We start from the raw sequence: 6568 nt of genomic DNA, 5'->3' as shown, positions 1-6568 counted from the left end.
GGTGGATCGGGATCCGGGGCTGGGGGAGGATGGGCGGACGTGCTCGTACGGCCCGGGTGCAGGTCCTGGGGGTGGCGCGCTGGTGCGTCGGTGCGGGCCCAAGACGAGGAGTGACCGTGAGCGAGCGGAGCGAGTCGGCGGCACCGAAGGTGACGGCTGAGTCCGAGGTCGCCGAGATCTGTCGCGATCTGATCCGGATCGACACCAGCAACTACGGGGACGGCTCCGGCCCGGGGGAGCGGAAGGCGGCCGAGTACGTGGCCGAGCAGCTCGCCGAGTTCGGGCTCGAACCGAAGATCTTCGAGTCCGCCAAGGGCCGGGCGTCGACGGTGGTCCGGATCGAGGGCGAGGACCGCTCCCGTCCGGGCCTGCTGATCCACGGCCACACCGACGTGGTGCCGGCCAACGCCGCGGACTGGACCCACGACCCGTTCGGCGGCGAGATCGCGGACGGCTGCGTCTGGGGGCGCGGCGCGGTCGACATGAAGGACATGGACGCGATGACCCTGGCGGTCGTCCGCGACCGGCTGCGCACCGGGCGCAAGCCCCCGCGCGACATCGTGCTGGCCTTCCTCGCCGACGAGGAGGCCGGCGGCACCTACGGGGCGCGCTTCCTGGTGGACAAGCACCCGGGGCTGTTCGAGGGCGTGACCGAGGCGATCGGCGAGGTCGGCGGCTTCTCCTTCACGGTCAACGACCAGGTCCGCCTCTACCTGGTGGAGACGGCGGAGAAGGGCATGCACTGGATGCGCCTGACGGTCGAGGGCCGGGCCGGCCACGGCTCGATGGAGAACGACGACAACGCGATCACCGAGCTGTGCGAGGCGGTCGCCCGGCTCGGCCGGCACCAGTTCCCGCTGCGGATCACCAAGACCGTCCGGGCCTTCCTGGACGAGCTGTCGGACGCGCTCGGGGTCGAGCTGGACCCGGAGAACATGGACGAGACGCTGCGGGTGCTCGGCGGCATCGCCAAGATGATCGGCACCACGCTGCGCAACACCGCCCAGCCGACCATGCTCGGCGCCGGCTACAAGGTGAACGTGATCCCCGGTCAGGCCACCGCGCACGTGGACGGGCGCTTCCTGCCCGGCTACGAGGAGGAGTTCCTGGCCGAGCTGGACAGCGTGCTCGGCCCGCGCGTGAAGCGCGAGAGCCTGCACTCGGACAAGGCGATCGAGACCGGCTTCGACGGTGCCCTGGTGGAGGCGATGCAGACCGCGCTGCGCGCCGAGGACCCGATCGCCCGCGCGGTGCCGTACTGCCTGTCGGGCGGGACGGACGCCAAGTCGTTCCAGGACCTCGGCATCCGCTGCTTCGGCTTCGCGCCGCTCCAGCTGCCGCCGGAGCTGGACTTCGCCGGGATGTTCCACGGTGTGGACGAGCGGGTGCCGGTGGACGGCCTGAAGTTCGGTGCCCGGGTGCTGGACCGGTTCATCGACGCCTGCTGAAGCCCCTGATCAGGCGACTGGGTCGGCCCGTTCCCGGAATGCCCGGGGGCGGGCCGAGCGCATTGTCGGAGCTGATGATTGTGGGATGGGGAAAGGAAGATCGGCAGAAGCGATTCTGCCGGAAACTCCAAGCTGATCATGTGTGCGAGACCTCACCGTTGCGGGTGAATGGGAGATCCGTTCCGTACCCCGTTTGCCGCAGCGTCGTTCATCCCTGTGCAGCCCGCCGAACGGGTTGCGTTGTCCATACAGGAGGAATGATGAAGGTCAAGAAGATCGCCGCTGTCGCCGCCGCCACCGGTGGTCTGGTGCTCGCCGCCGCCGGTGTCGCGTCCGCTCACGCCGGTGCCGAGGGTGTGGCCGCCGGCTCCCCGGGTGTCCTCTCGGGCAACCAGATCCAGGTTCCGGTGCACGTCCCGGTCAACCTCTGCGGCAACACCATCAGCGTCATCGGCGTGCTGAACCCGGCGTTCGGCAACCACTGCGCCAACGTCTGAGTCGACCTCCGGGCCGTCGAGGCCTGTTGAGCCGATTCGCAACCGGCCCCCGGGCGGCGGACGCGCCGCGCCGGGGGCGTTCGCGTTCCCGGCGGTCCGGTGCGGGCCGGACCCGCTCCGGGCCCGGCGGCCGCCGGATACACGAGGTCCGACACGATCGCTCGATCGGGTGAAGCCGATTCGTTCGGCTCAACCTCCCCGTTCGCCTCTCGTTAACTCGTGTGCAGCCGAAGCCCTTGCGTGATTTACGGATATACGGAAATTCCGACTTTTTAAAGGTTCACGTCAAGGTCGACACGTCGTCTCGAAATGTCAGGGGAAAAAATGAGGAATGTAGCCAAGAAGGGGATCCTCACGGCGGTGGCCACGGGCAGTGTGCTGGCCTCGGCCGCCGGCTACGCCTATGCGGGAGGAGCCGAGGCGCAGGGGGGTGCCGTCGGTTCGTCCGGCGTCGTCTCGGGCAACTCGGTCCAGGTGCCGATCCAGGTGCCGATCAATGCCTGCGGCAATACGGTCGACGTGATCGGCTTGCTGAACCCGTCCTACGGCAACCACTGCGCCAACGTCAACGGCGGCGGGGGTCACCCGGCGTCCAAGCCCGTCCAGCACGGCCTGCCCGGCGGCTCGGGCGTCACCGGCGGCGGTCACTCCGACGGCAGCCGTCCCGCCGACGGCGTGGGCGGCGTCGACGGTTCCGGCACCGGCGGCAGCCAGGGTGCCAAGGTCCCGGGTGCCGCGGTCCCGGGTGCCACCGTGCCGGGCGCCACCGTGCCGGGCGCGAGTGCCTCGGGCGTCGCCGCCAACTCGCCGGGCGTGCTCTCCGGCAACAGCGTCCAGGCGCCGGTGGACGTCCCGGTCAACGCCTGCGGCAACTCGGTCAACGTGGTCGGCGTCGGCAACCCGGCCTTCGGCAACGACTGCGTGAACGTGGCCAAGGTCGCTCCGAAGCCCACCCCGAAGCCGGTCGAGGGCTGCGTGGAGGCCTGCCCGACCCCGCCGAAGGTCTCCTCCGAGGAGGTGACGAGCGTCGCGCGCAACAGCGTCCCGCCCGTCGCGGCCGAGCAGGCCGTCGTGGCACCCGCCAAGGCCGTCAAGGCCGCCACGGTCGCCCCGACCGCCCAGCTGGCCTCCACCGGCGCGGGCGGCGTCGAGCTGCTCGGTGCCGCCGGCCTCGCGCTGATGCTCGGCGGTGGCGTGCTCTACCGCCGGGCCCGGGCCGGAGTCCGCTGACCCGGCCGACCGGGGACGGGGGCGCGCGCTGAACCGGACGCGCGCGCACCCGTAGCGGGAACGACCCACCCGCGGCCGCCGGGCGAACGGGCGGCCGCGGGCGCGCGGAGGCTCGACGCGAGGCCCGCCCGGGGCGCCGGTGCCCCGCCCGTCACCAGCTCCGGACCTGCCGGATGATCCGCCGCTTCAGCCGGACCGTCCGGCTGCCGTCGGGGAACAGCTTGAGTCGGTCGAGCTCCCAGTGCCCGTACTCGGCGTGCTCGGTGAGCAGTTGGCGCGCCGCGTTGCGCGTGGTGCCGCGCGGCATGCGCAGGGACTGGTACTCGTACTCCGGCTGCCGGACCGGCTTCCGTGGGGTCAAAACGCTCCTCCTGGGGATCACCTTCGGGCAAGCCTACGGCCTGCCCCGGACGGTCGGCCCGGGTATTTCCGGCCGCCCCTCCCGCGCGGAGGCGGCGGCCGGAAGAGGCATGACCCGGGCCGCCGGCTGACAGCGCATCAGTCCTGTTGCCACTGGGGAAGGGATACCCCGATCCCGGCGCGCGAAGCCGCACCCGGACGGCCCCGTCGAGTCCGGTGCGCGCCCTCCGCGCCCGTTTCGCGCCGGTGCCGCGTGGGGACGAAGTGGCACGGATCGGACATCAGGGGGGAAGTTGCGGTGAAAACGCGGGTGGAGGTGACAACCGCTGTGCGTACCGACACCGCGGGGAGATAGCGTCTGCACCATGTCTGATGCCGCGCAGCCCACCATTGCCGAGGTACGCGCCGCCGCTGAGGCGGTCAAGGCCGCCATCGATCGTCATCTGGAAGCGGTGTCAAGCCCCAACGCAGCCGATGATCCCGCCGTTTCCGCCGCCTACGAGCAGCTCGCCACGGCGGCCATCGCCTACGACCAGCTCCTGTACGAGGCCTACGACGAGGTGACGCCCTTCGAGATCCCCGGGGACGAGGGCCCCGGCGGGTACCACGGCCCCGAACAGCCCGAGGCGATCAGCGTGTTGATCCGCCGCGACTACCACGTCGTCGACCCCGAGCGACTGCGTGCCCAGGCCGAGCGGCTGGACGAGTCGCTGACCCCGGGCGGAGCCGGAGCGGGCGGGGTGAACGCCGCGATCGGCGTGCTGTTCGGCGAGTACGAGCCCGACGAGATCGCCGCCCGCAGCGAGGAGTTCGGCCTGGAGGAGGCCGACTCGACGCTCTGGGTCGCGGCCACCGAGCCGACCGAGCCGGGCGAGTGGCTGCCCGAACCCTTCGAGCACGCCGACCCGCAGCTGTTGATCTGCCGGTTCGACGTGAGCGAGGTCTACGACGACGAGGACCCGGACGACTGACGCCGTCCAGGACGGCCGACGGGCGGGCCCGGGATCACCGGGGCCCGCCCGTCGTGCGTTCCGGCCGGCCCGCCGCGGCGGGCCGGCCGGACGCCGCTCAGTACTCGGAGGCGGCGGCGTTCTCGGCGAGGACCGCCCGCAGCCGGGTGGTGCGCGGCTGCGCCGGGCGCTCGGCGACGGCCTGGGCCAGCGCCGGGCCCGCCGCGTGCACCACGGACAGGTGCCGCTCGCCGCGGCCGAAGGCGGTGTAGACCCACTGCCGGGTGAGCGCCGGGGCGGCGTCCTCCGGGAGCACCACGACCGCGCCGGGCCAGCGCCGGCCGAGCGCCTGGTGGACGGTCAGCGCCCAGCCGTGCCGCAGTCGGGCGGCCTCGGCCGGCGGGACGGTCCGGTGCGAGCCGTCCGCGTACTCCAGGTGCAGACCGGCGGCGTCGCCGTCCAGCACCCGGGCCGGGCGGGTGATGCCGGGAGCGGGGGAGTCGACCACCCGGTCGCCCGGGTCGAAGCCGCCGAAGCGGCCGGGGCCGGGGTTGAGCCGGGCCTTGGCGGCGGCGTTCAGCGCGCGGGTGCCGGCCGGGCCGCCGTGGCCCGGGGTGAGCAGCACCACCTGCTCGACCGGGATGCCCAGCGCGCGCGGAATGGAGTCGGTGAGCAGCTGGACGGCGCGGTGGACGGCCTCGCCGGCGTCCTTGGCGGTCAGGATGACCACCTCCTTGTCCGGCGCCTCGACCGGCTGGAGCTCGCCGATGCCGATGCCGGAGACCAGCTCGCCGATCGGGCCGAAGTCCGGGGTGCGGGAGGAGACCGCCGGGCAGGCCTTGGCGGCCAGCAGGTCGGCGAAGAACCGGCCGGGGCCGGCCGACCAGAGCTGGCCCGGGTCGCCGCTGAGCACCAGCCGGGTGCCGTCGGCCAGCGACTCCAGGACGGTGGCGGCCAGTTCGACGTCCAGCAGCGGGGCGTCCAGCACGACCAGCAGGTCCAGGGCGAGCGTGCCGTCCGGGGCGCGGCCGGGGCCGGCGGTACCGGAGAGCAACTCGGCGAGGGTGACCACGGGGGCCTCGGCGCCGGCTCCCGCCCGGGCGAGCGCGGCGAGGGAGTCCCGGCCCTGGTCGGTCCAGGTGGCGGCCCAGGCCCGCAGCCCGAGGCCCCGGGCGGCGGCGACCAGTACGGCCGGTTCGGCGCGGGCCGCCTCGCCGCCGGTGTGCAGCACCAGGGCGTGTTCGGCGACGGCCTTGATCAGGGCGGTCGCGGAGGAGGACGGCGCCGCCTCGGCGGCGGCCGCCCAGGCGGCCGGGCCGAGGGCGACGGGAGGCTGCTCGGCGGTGGCCTCGGTGGCCTCTGCCGCTGCCTCCGCGTCGGTGGCCGCCTTCTCGGATTCGTCGGCGTCCTCGGACCCATCGGCAGCCTCGGCCGCGTCCTCGGTCTCCTCGGCGTCCTCGCCCGGCACGAAGGTGGCCATCAGCTGGAGCAGCTTCTCGGCGAGGCTGTCCTCGGCCATCGCCGGCCCCGCCAGGGCGAGCAGCGTCCGGGTCGGCGCCTCGTCCTCCCCGTCGCCCGCCGCCGCGTGAGCCTCGGGGCCGGTCAGCTCCTCCTGGAAGGACAGCACCCGCCCGTCCTCGACGGCGGCCTGGATCGCGGTGGCCGGCTCGGGCATCCGGAGCCGGTCGAGCCCGACCGCCACCTCGGCGAGTTCCTGGGCCGAGTGCCCGCGCAGCGCCGCCTGCTCCAGCAGCCACGGCACCAGTGCGCGGGCGCGGCGCTCGTCGCCCGGGCCGGCTCCGGGGCCGAGCAGCTCCCGGGCGAAGCCGTCCGCGTGCTCGGGCCGGACGCCGGGCAGGCCCAGCACCGCCCACGGGTCCTCGCGCAGTCGTGCGGGTGCCTCCTCGCCGAGCGCGGCTACGGCGGCGGCCGCCAGTTCGGCCGGGGCGCCGCCGGCGGTCAGCACCTCGACGGTGGCGCGGAGCACCTCGCCGCGCTGCCGGTCGGACACCACCGGGGCGGGGGCGGTGGTCGGGGTGTCGCCGAGCACGTCGGCGACACCGAGCCGGGCGGCCGCGCGGAC

General features: G+C 73.9%; 6 protein-coding genes. 4 read left to right on the top strand and 2 right to left on the bottom strand.

Annotation, left to right across the window (positions count from 1 at the left end):
• Positions 1–116 precede the first annotated feature (116 nt).
• The 3 genes from ACIQOV_RS21045 (at position 117) to ACIQOV_RS21035 (ending at position 3175) form a co-directional block, all read left to right on the top strand.
• A complete protein-coding gene (locus tag ACIQOV_RS21045; RefSeq protein WP_359901245.1) occupies positions 117–1448 on the top strand; it encodes a M20/M25/M40 family metallo-hydrolase in 1332 nt (443 codons plus the stop codon).
• A gap of 257 nt (positions 1449–1705) precedes the next feature.
• Positions 1706–1945 (top strand): chaplin, encoded by a 240-nt coding sequence (locus ACIQOV_RS21040; protein ID WP_359901243.1) that lies wholly within the window; start codon positions 1706–1708, stop codon positions 1943–1945.
• A gap of 360 nt (positions 1946–2305) precedes the next feature.
• Positions 2306–3175, top strand: coding sequence for a chaplin (locus ACIQOV_RS21035; RefSeq protein WP_401050552.1), 870 nt, complete (start codon positions 2306–2308; stop codon positions 3173–3175).
• 151 nt (positions 3176–3326) lie between these two features.
• Here ACIQOV_RS21035 and ACIQOV_RS21030 read toward each other — a convergent pair whose 3' ends face one another.
• Entirely contained in the window at positions 3327–3536 is a 210-nt protein-coding gene (locus ACIQOV_RS21030; protein WP_359901238.1) for a DUF5703 family protein, read from the bottom strand.
• Positions 3537–3900: 364 nt separating this feature from the next.
• Between ACIQOV_RS21030 and ACIQOV_RS21025 the strand changes: the two genes are divergently transcribed.
• Positions 3901–4506 (top strand): hypothetical protein, encoded by a 606-nt coding sequence (locus ACIQOV_RS21025; RefSeq protein WP_380554277.1) that lies wholly within the window; start codon positions 3901–3903, stop codon positions 4504–4506.
• Positions 4507–4603: 97 nt separating this feature from the next.
• On the opposite strand, the gene ACIQOV_RS21020 is transcribed toward ACIQOV_RS21025, so the two are convergent.
• A partial coding sequence (locus tag ACIQOV_RS21020) for a helix-hairpin-helix domain-containing protein (protein WP_401050549.1) occupies positions 4604–6568 on the bottom strand: 1965 nt, incomplete at its 5' end.

Origin of the sequence: Kitasatospora sp. NPDC091257, assembly GCF_044757675.1 — a bacterium.
GTDB lineage: Bacteria > Actinomycetota > Actinomycetes > Streptomycetales > Streptomycetaceae > Kitasatospora > Kitasatospora lactacystinica.
Note: the sequence above shows the minus strand (reverse complement) of the source record. Positions and strands in the feature narration are given on the sequence as shown.